General features: G+C 59.4%; 13 protein-coding genes. 8 read left to right on the top strand and 5 right to left on the bottom strand.

The features are described 5' to 3' along the window. Positions 1–313: 313 nt before the first annotated feature. Entirely contained in the window at positions 314–1108 is a 795-nt protein-coding gene (gene hisN, locus NW827_RS11630; RefSeq protein ID WP_414403838.1) for a histidinol-phosphatase, read from the bottom strand. 63 nt (positions 1109–1171) lie between these two features. Here hisN and NW827_RS11625 point away from each other — a divergent pair, with 63 nt between their 5' ends. Both NW827_RS11625 and NW827_RS11620 read left to right on the top strand, forming a co-directional pair. After that, a complete protein-coding gene (locus NW827_RS11625; RefSeq protein ID WP_414403839.1) occupies positions 1172–1804 on the top strand; it encodes a biotin transporter BioY in 633 nt (210 codons plus the stop codon). A gap of 578 nt (positions 1805–2382) precedes the next feature. Next, on the top strand, positions 2383–2823 hold the full coding sequence (locus NW827_RS11620; RefSeq protein WP_414362629.1) for a hypothetical protein: 441 nt from the start codon (positions 2383–2385) through the stop codon (positions 2821–2823). Between the two features lie 99 nt (positions 2824–2922). Here the strand turns inward: NW827_RS11620 and NW827_RS11615 are convergent, their stop codons facing one another. After that, positions 2923–3039 (bottom strand): photosystem II reaction center protein I, encoded by a 117-nt coding sequence (locus NW827_RS11615; RefSeq protein ID WP_414362630.1) that lies wholly within the window; start codon positions 3037–3039, stop codon positions 2923–2925. Between the two features lie 293 nt (positions 3040–3332). On the opposite strand from NW827_RS11615, the gene NW827_RS11610 reads away from it, so the two are divergent. Together NW827_RS11610 and hemB are read left to right on the top strand one after the other, a co-directional pair. After that, complete coding sequence (locus NW827_RS11610) at positions 3333–4262, top strand: lysophospholipase (RefSeq protein ID WP_414503728.1); 930 nt, start codon at positions 3333–3335, stop codon at positions 4260–4262. A gap of 55 nt (positions 4263–4317) precedes the next feature. Continuing rightward, positions 4318–5304, top strand: a complete 987-nt coding sequence (gene hemB, locus NW827_RS11605) for a porphobilinogen synthase (protein ID WP_414403841.1) — start codon at positions 4318–4320, stop codon at positions 5302–5304. Here the strand turns inward: hemB and NW827_RS11600 are convergent, their stop codons facing one another. Then, a complete protein-coding gene (locus NW827_RS11600) occupies positions 5305–5820 on the bottom strand; it encodes a hypothetical protein (RefSeq protein ID WP_414503727.1) in 516 nt (171 codons plus the stop codon). A 331-nt stretch (positions 5821–6151) separates the two neighbouring features. On the opposite strand from NW827_RS11600, the gene NW827_RS11595 reads away from it, so the two are divergent. Further along, positions 6152–7081: a TIGR01777 family oxidoreductase gene (locus tag NW827_RS11595; protein WP_414503726.1), complete on the top strand. Its 930-nt coding sequence runs from the start codon at positions 6152–6154 to the stop codon at positions 7079–7081. Positions 7082–7227: 146 nt separating this feature from the next. On the opposite strand, the gene NW827_RS11590 is transcribed toward NW827_RS11595, so the two are convergent. Continuing rightward, positions 7228–10026: an HAD-IC family P-type ATPase gene (locus NW827_RS11590; protein WP_414503725.1), complete on the bottom strand. Its 2799-nt coding sequence runs from the start codon at positions 10024–10026 to the stop codon at positions 7228–7230. Between the two features lie 342 nt (positions 10027–10368). On the opposite strand from NW827_RS11590, the gene NW827_RS11585 reads away from it, so the two are divergent. The 3 genes from NW827_RS11585 to NW827_RS11575 all read left to right on the top strand — a co-directional run bounded on the left by NW827_RS11585 (position 10369) and on the right by NW827_RS11575 (position 13113). Further along, a complete protein-coding gene (locus tag NW827_RS11585) occupies positions 10369–11721 on the top strand; it encodes an FAD/NAD(P)-binding oxidoreductase (RefSeq protein ID WP_414362636.1) in 1353 nt (450 codons plus the stop codon). A gap of 224 nt (positions 11722–11945) precedes the next feature. Then, complete coding sequence (locus NW827_RS11580; RefSeq protein ID WP_414403845.1) at positions 11946–12767, top strand: hypothetical protein; 822 nt, start codon at positions 11946–11948, stop codon at positions 12765–12767. Continuing rightward, positions 12745–13113, top strand: a complete 369-nt coding sequence (locus NW827_RS11575) for a hypothetical protein (protein WP_414385806.1) — start codon at positions 12745–12747, stop codon at positions 13111–13113. The genes NW827_RS11580 and NW827_RS11575 overlap by 23 nt, the downstream gene beginning before the upstream one ends. A gap of 62 nt (positions 13114–13175) precedes the next feature. On the opposite strand, the gene NW827_RS11570 is transcribed toward NW827_RS11575, so the two are convergent. Continuing rightward, complete coding sequence (locus NW827_RS11570) at positions 13176–14738, bottom strand: protein kinase domain-containing protein (protein ID WP_414403846.1); 1563 nt, start codon at positions 14736–14738, stop codon at positions 13176–13178. Positions 14739–14768: the final 30 nt, after the last annotated feature.

Raw genomic sequence — 14768 nt, 5'->3', positions numbered from 1 at the left:
CTTCCAAACTGCTGTTGTCGGTTCGATTCCGTCCGCCCGCTTCCAGAAAATAAACCTGCTCTAGATGAGCACTCTCAGCCTCAAACCTTAGCTGGGGGTAAATTTAGGTTCTGAATTGGAGTCGAAAGCTGCCAATAGAGTGTCTAAGGGGTGGAAAAAGTTAGTAGCCACATACATTCCCTGTGGGATTTTGCTTTTGAGCTGGCGCTACTGGGTGTTGAGGGAGGTGCCGGACAGAGAACTTGGCTAGAGCCTTACCCGGCAATGAACTAACAATCGCTCTCCAAAGCTCGCAACCAATTGAGACTAGGAGCTACCCCTGGGAGCTTATTGCCGCTAAGGCCTGGCGATGTAAGTTGGAGTTGGCCGCCGCCAGCACTTCTCCCTTGGAGGTGCGAGTTAAGGGATCCCCCGCCCAGTCGGTAATCACACCGCCGGATCCCTCGATCACCGGCACGAGGGCGGCAAAATCGTAGAGGGCAAGGCCACATTCCATGACCAAATCGATGTAGCCGCTGGCTAAGAGGCCGTACTGGTAGCCGTCGCCGCCGTAGGAGGTGATGTGGACCAAGCGACTGAGCTGCTGAAAGCGCTGCTGTTGGTCAGGCTGGGTGAACAAATCGGGGGTCGTGCAGCTCAGGTAGGCGCGGCTGAGGTCAGTGGTGGCTTTGGTGCGCGTGAGCTGTTGGGTAGAGGGGGTCATCCATCGGGTTGGCTGTCCCTGCACCCCTATCCAGCGCTCACGCAACACCGGTTGATCGATGATGCCCAAAACAGGGCGGTCGTCTTCCAAAAGGGCAATCAAGGTGGCGAAGGTGGGCTTGCCGGTGGAAAAGGCGATGGTGCCATCCAAGGGATCCAAAACCCAGGTGTAGGGGGAGCCAGTCTGGTGGAAGCCAAACTCCTCGCCGAGGACGTTGTGCTCCGGCACATGGGCGGCTAGCAGCGCCCGCATTGCCCGTTCGGCCTCCCGGTCGGCTATCGTTACGATAGGGGATCTGGCCTCTTTGTACTCGGCCTGCAACTCCCCGCGAAACAAAGGGCGAATCACCGCTCCGGCCGCGTCGGCTAGCGCTTGGGCTAAGGCAATCCACTCTGGCTTAACCACCCTCTTGCCTACCTCATCGAGGTTGTGTCCTCTCCTAGCATAAGGAAAGATTTTCCCTCGGCTATGCGCCCTGGCCGGCTTTTAACCCCTCTGGAATGGCTTTGGACGGCGATTGGGGTGATCCTAACCATTTTGGGCACCCTAACCCAGGTGAGCTTGCCACCTCAGTGGCCAGGAGTAGGAGGATATAGCTTTTCCCTGCAAATTGGCGGCATGCTGCTGACGGCCTGTCTGGCAGGGCCGGTGGCGGCAGTGTGCGCCCAGATTGTCTATCTGGGATTGGGGTTGGCAGGGCTGCAGGTGTTTGCCCAGGGAGGCGGATGGCAATACCTGTACCAGCCCGCCTTCGGCTACCTGCTGGGCTTCCTGCCCGCGGCCTGGGCCTGCGGGACAATGGCCTTTCGACAAAGGGATCCCCAGCTGCTGCCTGCTTCCCTTCCCCCTCGGGGCAAGCCTTACGTGCTGTCTAGGATCCCGAGGCCAGTGCGTCTACAGGATTTGGCCGCTGCCAGTTTGGTGGCCCTGACCCTGGTTCACCTAACCGGGATCACCTATCTCTTGGCCACCCAGCCCTGGGATGGAGAGTTGCTGAGGTTGCTTCGGCTCTACTCTGGCTATACCTTGCCAGGACAGCTCATCGTGGTTAGCTTTGTTGCCGTCATAGCCCTGTTCCTGCGGCGCTTGCTGCTGCTTTGAAAACCCACTGCCCCTTGGGCTGGAACAGCAGGGGATTCTCGTTCTCGGTCCACGACAGCACTGACTTGGGTCGTCCCTTTGTTGCAGCAGTGCTTGTCTTCCCAAGCGTTCCCTCTCCCCTAACCCCCCGCTTGCAGAGGCAGGCAGGGGCAGCGGTGAGTAGGGGTGGAAAGCCTCTTTTTCGCCAGGTGGCCACATCCTTTGACACTCCCACCGACTAATCGCGAAGCGGGACGTAGGGGGATCCTTACGCAGTCCACAGACGGACTCGCAAAGGCGTTGTCAAACCGCCTCTACCCCGTTCCTTGAGGCAAAGCCCAACTTGGGTAGGAACTACCCCTTGTCTTTGGTATCGTCCTTGCGCAGAGGCTCGCCACCGGTCGGGTTTTTCACTACAGTTAGGTGGCTAGAAGCTCGCCAATGAGCTGTAACAAGCCGCCCTATGAGTGGGCAACTAAAGTTGTTTATGGCCTTTTCCGCCTCGCCCTAAAGTACAGAGCTACCAAGCTATCCCTCTGGGTAGCCGACAGTGGGCAAGGCATCAAGCCGGAGTGCTTACAGGTTAAGGAGACAAAAAGATGCGGCGTGCTGCTCTAACCCTTGTGACCACGGGCCTTTTGGCCACAGCGTTGACTGCCTGTGGAGATGGCGGCAGCTCGGGGGGATCGCTCGTCATCCCACCCCCAAGCCCAACCGTTTCCTTTATCAATCCGCCCACCTTGGTGCGGGTGGGCACCTCCACGCCAGCTTTTACAGTGCAGGTGAGTGTGCCGGGCGGCGCCCGCTCAACCCAGTTTGTGGAACTGGAAACCTTTAACCCGCTTGGCACGCGCGTGCAAAGAGAGATCTTTAGCCCCCAGCAGGTTGGCTGCAGCCCAGGTGCCACTTTCTGTAGCTTCAATACCGACTTCCGGGTTGCTCCTGGCGATCCTGCCGGCGTTTGGCAGTTTCGAATCACTGCCTTTGACCAGCAAAACCGCTCTGGATCCCAGACTCTACTCATCACAGCCTTGCAGTAGGCAAGCTGGGCTGCTGTGTTGAGCTGAGGACTACCGGGGAGGGGAGGCGTTGGGCACTCCCTCGAGGCCTAGGTTCCTCAATTTTCCTGGACAGATCCCTCACTCCAGATCCCGACGGTTGGGGTTGCGGGCGGGGTCGTTGCTTAAGAAACCAAAGACAAAAAGCCCCACAAAAAAGATCACCACCGCGTAAACCGAGATTTTCAGTAACAGCATAGTTTCAACAACCCCTTTTCAACTGGACGAAGCCAACAAGCAACAAAGCACTGCCGCCGCGCCAGGAGCTCGTCAAGCTTGAGGCTCGGCAAAACTTCTTCACAACATCATACCTCTCTCCGGTCTCTATCCCCTAATGGAACCTCAACTCTCTCCCAGTTTGCAGGGCCAGAGCCACCAGGGATCCGGAGAAAGCCAAGGTGGTTAACTGGGAGTGCAAAGGAGAATAGCACCTTCTCAGGGACGACGCGGGAGAATGGAAGACCGACGACACGTTGTTTGGGGATCTGCCCATGCCCTTCGACTTGTCCAGTAGTTCAGCTCCGCGGTTTGGCGGTCGGGATCCTTTGGAGGAGCAGGGGTCAAGCGGGGCGAGGCCTTGGTCGTCCAGCGGGTATCAACCGCGGCAACTGCAGCTTGCAGAGGGGATCTCAATTTTTCTCCACCACTGGCAGCCGGGATCCCCGCGGGGCCGGGTGTTACTGCTGCACGGCAAAGGGGATCACAGCGGGAGGTTTGGCTCCCTGGCAGAGGGGCTGGCAGCTCAGGGGTGGGAAGCTTTGGCACCCGACATGCGGGGATTTGGCCGCTCAGACGGCATCCGCTGCTGGATCGACCACTTCGGCCAGTACCAAGCAGATCTGGAGGCAATCGTCAAGCAAGTCTGGCCCCAGCGAGAGCTCCCGCAGATCTGGTGTGGGTACAGTGCAGGAGCCAATTGGGTTACGGAATATGCGCTTGCTCACCCCGACCAGGTGCAAGGTTTGATCCTTATCTCCCCGGCCTTTCGTATCGACCACTATTTCAACCACTTTACCTGGGGTCTTTTACAGGTCTTGGACAAGGTTTTGCCCCAGCTTGCTCTAACTGGCCTCTACGAACCCGGGCGGGTGACCTCCCTAGCGGAGCAGCAGGCAGCCTTGGCTGCAGATCCTTACGTGTGTGGTGTTACCCGGGCCCGGTTTACGGCGGAGCTGGTGCGCAGCGGCCGGCGCTGCCTTGAACAAGCCCACCGGCTGGAGCTGCCAGTTTTGGTGCTCTACACCTCTGCCGATATTGTTGTCAATCCTGCTGGCGCTGTGGAGTTTGCCTGTCGGCTTCCCAAGGGTGAAGTCTACGATTTTCCCCAGTCGCGCCACGACCTTTTGCACGACTGCGAGGCTGCAGCTGTTCAGCAAGCAATTGGCTGCTGGTTGGAGCGGCATTTTCCCCCTCCGCTTTGACTGAGCTCCTGGGGCCCTCATGGCAAAATAGAGAGGCCCTCTTTCTCCTGCTCCTATGAGCCAAGACCTGATCTACCGTCCCCGCCGGCTGCGGCGCACCGAGGCCCTTCGCCAACTGGTTCAGGAGACCCACCTGCGGGTGCAGGATCTCATCTACCCCCTGTTTGTTATGGAGGGAGAGAACCAGCGGCAAGAGGTGGAGTCCATGCCCGGCTGCTACCGCTACACCCTGGATCTGCTCCTAAAGGAGGTGGAGGAGGCGGCCAACTTGGGGATCCCGGCTGTGGCCCTCTTCCCGGTGGTGCCCGAAGAAAAGAAAGACCCCACGGGGCGGGAGTCCTTTAACCCAGACGGGTTGATCCAGCGGGCGGTGCGGCGGATCAAGCAGGAGATCCCGGAGATCCTCGTGATAACGGATGTGGCCCTGGATCCCTACAACAGCGACGGCCACGATGGCATTGTGCGGGATGGGGTGATCCTCAACGACGAGACGGTGGAGGTGTTGGTCAAGCAGGCCCTCTCCCAGGCGGAAGCGGGAACTGACATCGTTGCCCCCTCCGACATGATGGACGGTCGCGTCGGCGCCATTCGCGAAGCCCTAGACGAGCAGGGCTATACCGACGTGGCCATCCTGGCCTACTCCGCCAAGTATGCCTCTGCCTTCTACGGCCCCTTCCGCGAGGCCCTGGGATCTGCGCCCAAGTGGGGGGACAAGAAAACCTATCAGATGGATCCCGCCAACGCCCGCGAGGCTCTCAGGGAGGTGGAGCTGGACGAGGCCGAAGGGGCGGACATCGTGATGGTGAAGCCGGCCCTGGCCTACTTGGACATCATCTACCGTGTGAAAGAGGCAACTAATTTGCCCGTAGCTGCCTACAACGTGAGCGGCGAATACGCCATGATTAAGGCTGCCGAGCAAAAGGGCTGGATTGACGGCAAGAAGGTAATGATGGAATCCCTCTTGGCCATGAAGCGGGCCGGCGCCGACATGATCCTCACCTACTTCGCCAAAGAGGTGGCCCTGCTCCTACGGCAGTCCTAGCTAGGGCCTTCTAGACACCTGGGGAGATTGTCCAATCCAGGTGGGGGGCGTCCTTTTCTCCGCGTCGGCCACCAGGGTACTGGGATCCACCAGGCGCACCTGGAGTTGATCGGGCGGCACGCGGTTGAGACGTTCTTTGATCAGAGCCTGTCGTTGAAGGGGATCCATGCCGCGATCCACCTCCTCTTGCAGCCGCGAGACTCGGGCTGAAAGAACTTTGAGGTCTTGCTCCAAAACCTGCAGGCGGTGATGCTGGGCCAATTGCACCGGCAAAAGGCGATACAGGCCGCCGAGGGCAGCCGCTGTAAACAGAAGGTTCACCCCAATGCGACAGACCAGTTCCCAAGCTTGCGGCTCTGGCTCTGGCCGTCTCCGCACTCGGGTCAAGGTTTTGTAACGGAAGGGCTGGCTGGGGACCGTGCGCGGGCCGCGAACCTGGGGAGAAGCAAGCGCTCCCTGCCCACCTACCCGGACCAGGGATCCCTGACCCTGCAAGCAATGCCGTCGTGGAGTCATAGAGACGACCTGCCCAGGCCTAAGAGCCTGCCCCGCCTCTACAGACAGGAGACGAGCCGGGGTACGCAAAGAAGACTTGGGTGTCACGGGAAATAGGGGGATGAGAGGCTACCTCTGCTGGCAGGAAGCGCAGCTAGGGCTTATTGAAGCCGATTTTTCTGGGTATGTCAGGCAGTGGCCCAAATTTTCTTGAGCAGCGCTACACCAGCGCGGCGGGGACAGATTAGCCTGAAAACGCGCTAGGCTAGAGACTCCGCTATCGGGTAAGCTGCCTGCTGTCCAAGGCAGCAGAGGGCCCAGGGATTTGTAAGGTGCACATCGAGGTCTGCCTATGCGCATTGCCATCACGGGTGGAAGTGGTTTCATCGGGCGCCGCCTGGTGGCCCGCCTGCTGGAGCGGGGAGATGAGGTGTTGGTCTTGAGCCGCCGCCCTGAGCAGGCCCGCCGCGTTCTGGGAGCATCCCCCAACCTTAAGCTGCTGGGGTACGATCCCTACCAACCGCAAGCCTGGGCCTCAGCTCTGGAAGGGTACGAGGCCGTTGTCAACCTGGCTGGGGAGCCCCTAGCCTCTTCCCGCTGGACAGAAGCCAAGAAAAGAGAAATCCGCCGCAGCCGCGTGGAAACCACCCAGGCTCTCGTCCAGGCTCTTGCCTCCCTCGACCCAAAGCCCCAGGTGCTGATCAGCAGCTCGGCAGTGGGTTACTACGGCTCCCGACCCGAAGGGGATCCCCTAACGGAGGCGGCTCCGCCAGGCCAGGGCTTTTTGGCAGAAGTCTGTCAAGCTTGGGAAGCGGCTGCTCGCCCGGCGGAGGAGCTGGGGATCCGCCTGGCCATCCTGCGCACGGGGATTGTCCTGGGGCCCGCTGGGGGAGCCCTGGCCCAAATGCTCCTTCCCTTTCAGTTTTTCCTCGGTGGCCCCCTTGGCTCTGGCAAGCAGTGGGTCTCCTGGATCCACCGCGACGACTGGGTAAGCCTGGTCTGCTTCCTGCTGCAACAGGGATCCGGTGTCTTCAACGCCACTGCCCCCAACCCTGTGCAGATGGAAGAGTTCTGCCACACTTTGGGACAAGTTTTGGCCCGCCCCTCGTGGCTGCCGGTGCCGGCGCTGGCCCTAGAACTGCTGCTGGGCGAAGCGGCTCAGGTGGTTCTGACGGGGCAGAGGGTGATCCCTCAGGCCGCGCTGCAGCTGGGTTTCACCTTCCAATATCCCCACTTAAAAGAAGCCTTGCAGCAAATCCTCATTCCCCAGGCCAACTGCTAGGCGCAGCTCTCTGGCAAAAAGCGAGAGGCAGGCCCTCACCGCCCCTTCCAAAGATCTGGGGAAGACTCTCTGGATCCCAGCCTTAGAAAGCCTCTTGGAGACAGTAGCCATCCCTAGGGTGACTTCAGGCCAGCTGGAGGCACCTTTTAGGCTTTCCTAGAGGATCGGGCCAGCGAGGCGCCTTCCGGATCCACCCGGTTGGCCAACGCTGCAACCCCGATCATCGGCAAGCTCACCAGTAGACAGAAGCCCCACTGCGCCCAACTCAGGGGTGCCGTCTCGAAGAGAGTGTTGAACAGGCTCCATTGGCTAAAGAGGATCTGCAGTAGGATGGCCGCCCCAATGCCAATGGCAATAGCCGCCACATCCATCAAGCGTTCGTGGCGCTCCAACTGGCTGGCGCGCCCGCGGCCCAACAGGGTAGGGATAGCCTGGCTAAGGCTGAGCAAGTAGAAGATGCGCCCAATTACCAGCGCCTGAATGGCCATGCTGCGGGCCAGGTTGAGGTTGCCGGTGGTTTGTTCCACGTACTCGAAAACCCCGAAAATCAAGATCCAGTTAAATACCGACACCAGTAGGATGCGCTGCAGCAGCCTAGGAGAGAGCAAATTGGCGTTGGGATCCCGCGGTGGTTGGGTCATCTCCCTCCCCGTGGTGGGCTCGAAGGAGAGCGGCACCGTCATGGTGATGGAGTTAATCATGTTCAGCCATAGCACTTGAATGGCCAAAATGGGCAGCTCGCGGTTGAGGAGCACGCTAAGAAGAAGGGTCATCGACTCTCCCCCGTTCACCGGCAGGATGAAGGCGATGGCTTTAAGGAGGTTGTTGTAAACGGTGCGCCCCTCTTCGACGGCAGCCTCGATGGAGGCGAAGTTGTCATCGGTCAAGATCATGTCGGCGGCAGCCTTGGCCACCTCGGTGCCACCTCGCCCCATGGCAATGCCCACATCTGCCTGCTTCAAGGCCGGCGCGTCGTTAACTCCATCGCCGGTCATGGCCACGATCTGACCCTGCGACTGCAAGGCCTTCACCAGGCGCAGCTTTTGCTCCGGCACCACCCGCGCAAAGACGGATCCCTCCTTGGCGGCAGTGACAAACTCCTCTGGGCTAAGCTGCTCCAGATCCCGGCCGCTGTAGGCTTTTACCGGTTTGCCACCGCCCAGGCCCATCTGCTCAGCAATGGCTTGGGCTGTAAGCACATGGTCGCCGGTAATCATCTTGACTTGGATCCCGGCAGTCTGGCAGGAGCGCACAGCGGCAATGGCCTCCGGCCGCGGCGGGTCGATCATCCCCTGCAAGCCCAAGAAAATCAGCCCTTCCTGCAGATCTGAGTGATCCACCTGAGTTTGGCTAGGGGGGACGGCTTTTTGGGCAAAGGCCAGGACTCGCAGCCCCTGCCGCGCCAAGGCCTCCACCTGCTGGCAAATCCGCTCTGCTTCCAAGGGCTGGATCTCCCCTTGGGGACCCATCTGGCTGCGGCAGCGGGGCAAGAGAGCTTCTACGGATCCCTTGACGTAGATACAGTGCTCCTCCGGCCCCAACCGGTGCAGGGTGGCCATGTACTGAAACTCGGATTCAAAGGGGATACTGTCTAGGCGAGGGCGACGGCGCTGCAGATCGTCTCGATCCAGCCCCCCTTTCTGGGCGGCTACGAGCAGAGCCGCCTCGGTGGGATCCCCTACAACTTCCCACTGACCGTCGTCCTTGGGTTTGAGGCGGCTGTCGTTGCAGAGGCAGCCGGCCACCAGGCAAGCTTCCAAGGCAGGCCATTGGCGAAGTTCGACAGGGGAATTGGCCTCCTGAAACAGGATCTGGCCCTGGGGGCTGTAGCCACTGCCGGTAACCCGGTAGAGCCGGGATCCGGCGTAGATGGCCTGCACCGTCATCTGGTTTTCTGTGAGGGTGCCGGTTTTGTCCGAGCAAATCACCGTGGCGCTGCCCAGGGTTTCTACCGCCGGCAACTTGCGGATGATGGCATGGCGGCGGGCCATGCGGGAAACCCCAATGGCCAGGGTTACGGTAACTACCGCCGGCAAGCCTTCGGGAATAGCACTCACCGCCAGCGCCACTGCCGCTTCAAAGACGCTTGCTGCCGCTTGGCCCTGCACCAGCCCTACCAAAAAAGTGAACGCAGCCAAGGTGAGGATAATTTTCAGCAAGGTCAGGCTGAAGGCCTCAAACTTGCGCGTCAGGGGAGTTTGCAGGGATCCCCCTTCTTCAATGAGCTGGGAGATGCGACCTGTTTGGGTCTGGTTGCCGATGGCCACCACCACCCCCGCCCCTTGACCAAAGGTGACGAAGCTGCCGGCGTAAGCCATGTTATGGCGGTCGGCCAAAGGCGTGTCTTCCGGCAGGGTTCCCAGCCGTTTTTCCACCGGCACCGACTCTCCCGTGAGGGCCGATTCGTCCACCTGCAAGTTGCGCGCACTCAGCAGGCGCAGGTCGGCGGGCACCCTGTCTCCCGAGCTCAAGAGCACCACATCCCCCGGCACCAGCTCCCGCGAGGGCAGCCGCACTTTTTGCCCCTCCCGCAGCACCGTGACTTCAGTCACCACTGACTTGGCCAGGGCAGCGATTGCCTCCTCCGCCTTGGCCTCTTGGATGTAGCTGATGAGGGCGTTGATCACCACCACCGCCCAGATCACGATGGCGTTGCGCCAGGATCCCAGGAACGCCTTGACCGCCCCAGCCACCATCAGGATATAGAAGAGGGACTGGTTAAACTGCTGCAGAAACTTGACCCAGGCCGGCGTTGCAGCTTTGGCTTTCAGCTCATTGGGGCCGTATTGCCGCTGCCGCCGGGCCACCTCGGCTTGGGAAAGGCCCCGCTCCAACAGTGCTGGCAAAGATAGCTCCTCTCCGAGGAGTTCCTGGATGGCTTGCTCCTCCGACAGGGCATGCCAGGCAGGGGCTGGGAGCAGCTCGGGGGATGAAGGTTTAGCCATGATTCGGAGTCTTAAGTTCCAACACCGCGAGGGGTGGATGGGCTGCCCGCCCTCCTTACCTCTGATAGCCTAACCAATGCTATGGGCCCTTCCCGGCAAGGTGTCCTTCGGGGGGCTCTTTACCAAGACAAGCGTCAACAACGGAGCCGGCTAAGTCTTGCTTAAAGTTCTCGATAGATAGAAAGGATGAGCATATTCTTATTAGGTAGCTAGAGCCTGTGGGGAGCCAAAGGGCTTCGGCTGACCTGTCCGGGCTCCTGGACGGGTGAGTTGGTTCTCTGGCTGTTTATATGGCCAATTGAGTCCAGCGGTCTCTTTTTTTGTTTCCGTTTTGAGGGAGTTATGGTAGTACCGACTACAAAGCCAAGGGAGTTGCAAGCCCAGTCAGCAGCAGTGCCGCAAAACGGCGCGCGCTCCGAGGTGCAGGGGGCTGCTTCTGGGAGTTCTCCTACAGTTATTCGCCATCAGATTGTTGTCGTCGGGGGAGGGGCAGCCGGCATCAGTGCAGCCGCCCAGTTGCTGGAGCGCCAGCGCAACCTCGACATTGCCATCATCGAGCCCTCCGACAAGCACTACTACCAGCCCGGCTGGACGCTGGTGGGCGGGGGCATTGCGCCGCTGGCCAAGTTTGTTCGCGATGAAAAAACCGTCATCCCCAGGGGAGCCAAGTGGATCCAGGCGCGGGTGGCCGAGCTGGATCCGGATCACAACCGCGTCATCACCGAGGCCGGCCAAGTTATCGAATACGACTACCTCATCATGGCCCCCGGGATCCAAATTGACTGGCACCTGATCGAGGGTCTGCCGGAAGCATTGGGCAAGGGCGGCGTGACCAGCAATTACTCCAAAGACTACGCCCCCTACACCTGGGAGACCATCCGCAACTTCCAGGGGGGCACAGCCATCTTCACCCACCCCGCCACTCCCATCAAGTGCGGCGGCGCGCCCCAGAAAATCATGTACATGGCCGACGACGTCTTCAAGAGCAAAAGCGGCGTTGGGGTCAACACTAAAGTTCTCTTTTGCACCGCTGCTGCCACTCTTTTCCCTGTGCCAGAGTACAGCGCGGCCCTGGAGAAAGTGGTGGAGCGGCGCGGGATCCAGGTAAAGTTCAAGCACAACCTCAAGGCCATCCGGCCCGAGACGCAGGAGGCCATCTTTGAAGTCACCACCGACAAGGGCAAGGAAGAGGTAAGCCTGCACTACGACATGATCCACGTGGCCCCGCCCATGAGCGCCCCGGACTTTGTCAAGCGCAGCCCCCTCGCGGGACCTGGTGGCTGGGTGGAGGTGGACAAGTGGACGCTGCAACACCCCCGCTACCCCAACGTATTTGCTCTGGGGGATGCCTCTTCCCTACCGACTTCCAAGACGGCAGCCGCAGCCCGCAAGCAGGCGCCGGTGCTGGCGGAAAACCTCTTGGCGGCCATGCAGTCGAAGCCGCTGCCGGCCCGCTACGACGGCTACACCTGCTGCCCCCTGATCACCGGCTATAACTCCCTAATCATGGCGGAGTTTGCCTACGATGGGAAGCTCGCCCCTTCCTTCCCCCTGGATCCAACGCGGGAGCGCTACTCTATGTACCTGGCCAAGGTGCACCTCTTGCCTTGGCTGTACTGGAACCGCATGCTCAAGGGCAAGAAATTTGAGGCGGATATCTTCAAGCCCCTCAACAAGCTGGTGCATCGCTACTAGGGCTCTCCACCCCCCTCACCCCCAGCCCCTCTCCCCAAGGGAGAGGGGAGTTCTTTTACAGAGCTTGCTCGCTCTGCTGCTGTGTTGTCTTAGGTGTTACTGAGAAAGCTTGCTGGAAAAGCTACAAAGCATCTCTTAACGTTAACAACTTTTGAGATGTTCTCCTGGTCTCGGTGAAAGCTGAATAAGCTGAGGAGGAGAGTCTCACTCAAGGGCGTTGTTGCATGGGTTTCAGCGAGGGGGAGCTAGAGTATCTCCTTGATCTCCTTAAAAGGCGAGAGGAAGTCATACAGCAGGAGAGAGAGATTCAAGCCATTACTCAGTCTCCAAGAAATTGGCGGAAACGGGATATCTTGCGTCAAGCAAGAGAGTGGGGTTGGGAAATTATCCATCGTCGTGCCAGACATCACACGCAAGCCGTTCTCGGCAATTTGAGGGTTAGTATTCCCGGGCATGGCGACGGCGATTGCTTGGGGATAGGAATAGCTCATAAAGTGTTGAAGGAATTAGCAGAGCCTAAACTCAGAGAACTGCAGCTCCAAAGACAAGATTGCAGCGACTTACTTGTTAGCTTTCTACTGAGTAGGGGTATTAGCCTTAATTCTTTGCTTGAGTCAAATTTATTAATCGAGCAGATTGAGTCTCTGGAAGAGCAGAACCTAAAGCTTGAGCTTAAAATAGTCGAGACTGAGGAAGCAGCTTTAAGTTTGCTCACCGAGAAAGAGCTTGAAAATCAAAGGCTAGCCAATAGAATAAGAGAGCTTGCGGAAGAGCAGCTTCGAGTCCAGGAGATTGTCAGTCGTGCCATTTTAGATCTGAAGAGACTTAAGCATCTCTTTGACCAGCTTCAGAATGTGGTGGATCACCTTCCCATGCCAGGGGTTAGGAGCTTGCTGCAAAGTTACCTGAACAAGATCATGTCTATTTTTGAAACTAACCTGCCTTCTGCCGGTTCTAGAAAGTTGCTTCCGGAGAACGAGCAGGATATTTACTATCAAGAGAAGTTACCTCTGGAGGATAACCATGGGTCTCATCGAGAGTCTTGAAACGGCAATCGCCGCCTCGCGGCGCAATTATGCCGAGCTCCTTGAGTTGACAGGGCAACTTGTTGCTGAGAGACAACAGCAAGGTCAACGGAATTGGCTACGGCTGAATGCCAAGCCCTGGACAGCAGCGACCCTCAAAAAATCTTTTGCTTCCTTTGCAGCTGCTCGGGCTTACTTTGGCAAGCGCTACGGTGTGAAAGCAAGAGGGTGGAAAGCTCTAGCAGAGCAGGTCAATACCGTTGAGACAGCGCTGATTCACCTGGGGCTGGCTGTTCGTGAAGACCCTCGGGCAGCTTCCCTTTTGGAGAAAGGAGGGAGCGCCCAGCAATCCTCTCCAATTCCTTGAGGAAAGGTGCAGATACTCTCACCTTTTTTCGCCGTTTGCTATCCCAGGGAGAGAAGAGTTTTTTACAGGCAGGCTTTGAACTTTTTCAGTACCGCCCGATCCAGCATCAGCAGCGCCGCGCGTAAGCCACCTGAGTAGCCCCAGAAAAAGCCTACCGGCAGATGGCCCTTGGGCGCTTCCAAGTTGGTTTTGAGCTCCCCGTACTCCAGCCAGCGGCCCTGGATCTGCCAGCCCACTTTCTCTCCCATACACGCTTCGCGGGGCAAGGCCGAGAAGGATCTCGAGCTGAGCCCTCCCCTTTTCTCCGAGTCACACTCCTGCCAGAGCTGCTTCTGGACGGTAAAGCCAAAGCGTCCATGGCTGGCCTGCGTCCAAAGTTGGTCGATTAGCCGCAGCATCGGGCAGGGGAAAGCTTCAACATCCTTGGGATCGAAAAAGCCCACCTGGGAGCGCCCACTGAGTTTAAGCAGCAAAGCCGTCGTCCAGCGATCGGCTTCCCCCCACTGGCCGGCCTGCAGCCGATCCCACAGCCCTTGCAGGGCAGGAGCCGCTTCTCCCACCCAGTCGGGCCAGGAGGGGGTTGCAGGCAGGGATCCCTCTCGACCGACCCTAGGGAAAATTGGGGATCTGGAGCCTGCCTCCCTTTCTGCTGTGGCAGGGGTAGGGGGTGCCACCAGGCGCTCCAGCTCTTCTGCCGAGTGCTGGGCCAGGAGCTGCTCCAGCTCATCTTGAGGTTGCTGCTGGACCAGAAGCCGTTCCAGTTCCCGCAGCTCTTGAGTGCGGATGGCGGGCTCAAAGGTAGCTGGCTGCTTCTCTGCCGGCAGCAGAGCCAGCCACTCGGCTACCGTTTGCGGGCGATCCTCGGGGTGGAGAGCCATCCCTTTGAGGATGGCGGCCTCCACCTCTTCAGGAATACTGGGGTTGAGGCTGCGGGGAGGATCCAACTGACGGCCTGTAGCCCGCACCGGCGCGCACAAGGGCACCATCCCTGTCAGCAGGGTGTAGAGGGTGGCGGCCAAGGCGTAGACATCGGTGAAGGCGCCGCGGCGGCGCAGGCTGTCGTACTGCTCCAGGGGGGCGTAGCCATCGGTGCCATAGGAGGTGTGGCGTTGGATGAGCCCCTGCGTGTAAGTCCGCGCCAGGCCAAAGTCGATCAACACCGCCTGCCCAGATCCCTCCCGTACTAGGATGTTGGCCGGCTTCACATCGCGGTGCAGGATCCCCTGTTCGTGCAGGGCCATGAGGGCGGATCCCACCTCCCGCGTCAGGCGCAGGGCTTCCGGCAGAGGCAACGATCCCTTTTGGCGCAAAAGCTGGTGCAGAGTCTGGCCGCGGATGTACTCCATCACAATGCACCAGCGATCTTGCTCCCAGATCACCTCTTCCACCTTCACCACATGGGGATGGCGGCAGCGGGCCAGTTGTAGCGCCTCGTTCATGAAGTTTTGCTGGAAGCGGGGATAATCGGGATCCTCTCGGAGGCTGTCGTTCAAGACCTTGATAACCACATAGTCAGCACGGACACTATCCCAGGCGCGGTAGGTGATGCCGAAGCCCCCTTCCCCCAAAACAGCCTCGATGCGGTAGCGCCCCCCCTGCAATTTCTCGCCAACTGCCCACGCCATGCCACCCCCCTAGGGCTCTGCCGTTTCCAG

The sequence above is a fragment of the Synechococcus sp. H70.1 genome, from assembly GCF_047502705.1.
Classification (GTDB): Bacteria; Cyanobacteriota; Cyanobacteriia; order Thermostichales; family Thermostichaceae; genus Thermostichus.
The sequence above is the reverse complement of the archived record's forward strand: the minus strand, read 5'-3'. Positions and strand labels throughout refer to the sequence as shown.

What these genes read in the sequence shown, in the direction of transcription:
- NW827_RS11620 (WP_414362629.1), top strand. Translation starts at nt 2,383, where the DNA reads ATGCGGCGTGCTGCTCTAACCCTTGTGACCACGGGCCTTTTGGCCACA.
- NW827_RS11625 (WP_414403839.1), top strand. Translation starts at nt 1,172, where the DNA reads ATGCGCCCTGGCCGGCTTTTAACCCCTCTGGAATGGCTTTGGACGGCG.
- NW827_RS11610 (WP_414503728.1), top strand. Translation starts at nt 3,333, where the DNA reads ATGCCCTTCGACTTGTCCAGTAGTTCAGCTCCGCGGTTTGGCGGTCGG.
- NW827_RS11595 (WP_414503726.1), top strand. Translation starts at nt 6,152, where the DNA reads ATGCGCATTGCCATCACGGGTGGAAGTGGTTTCATCGGGCGCCGCCTG.
- NW827_RS11615 (WP_414362630.1), bottom strand. Translation starts at nt 3,039, where the DNA reads ATGCTGTTACTGAAAATCTCGGTTTACGCGGTGGTGATCTTTTTTGTG.
- NW827_RS11590 (WP_414503725.1), bottom strand. Translation starts at nt 10,026, where the DNA reads ATGGCTAAACCTTCATCCCCCGAGCTGCTCCCAGCCCCTGCCTGGCAT.
- NW827_RS11600 (WP_414503727.1), bottom strand. Translation starts at nt 5,820, where the DNA reads ATGACTCCACGACGGCATTGCTTGCAGGGTCAGGGATCCCTGGTCCGG.
- hemB (WP_414403841.1), top strand. Translation starts at nt 4,318, where the DNA reads ATGAGCCAAGACCTGATCTACCGTCCCCGCCGGCTGCGGCGCACCGAG.
- NW827_RS11580 (WP_414403845.1), top strand. Translation starts at nt 11,946, where the DNA reads ATGGGTTTCAGCGAGGGGGAGCTAGAGTATCTCCTTGATCTCCTTAAA.
- NW827_RS11570 (WP_414403846.1), bottom strand. Translation starts at nt 14,738, where the DNA reads ATGGCGTGGGCAGTTGGCGAGAAATTGCAGGGGGGGCGCTACCGCATC.
- NW827_RS11575 (WP_414385806.1), top strand. Translation starts at nt 12,745, where the DNA reads ATGGGTCTCATCGAGAGTCTTGAAACGGCAATCGCCGCCTCGCGGCGC.
- NW827_RS11585 (WP_414362636.1), top strand. Translation starts at nt 10,369, where the DNA reads ATGGTAGTACCGACTACAAAGCCAAGGGAGTTGCAAGCCCAGTCAGCA.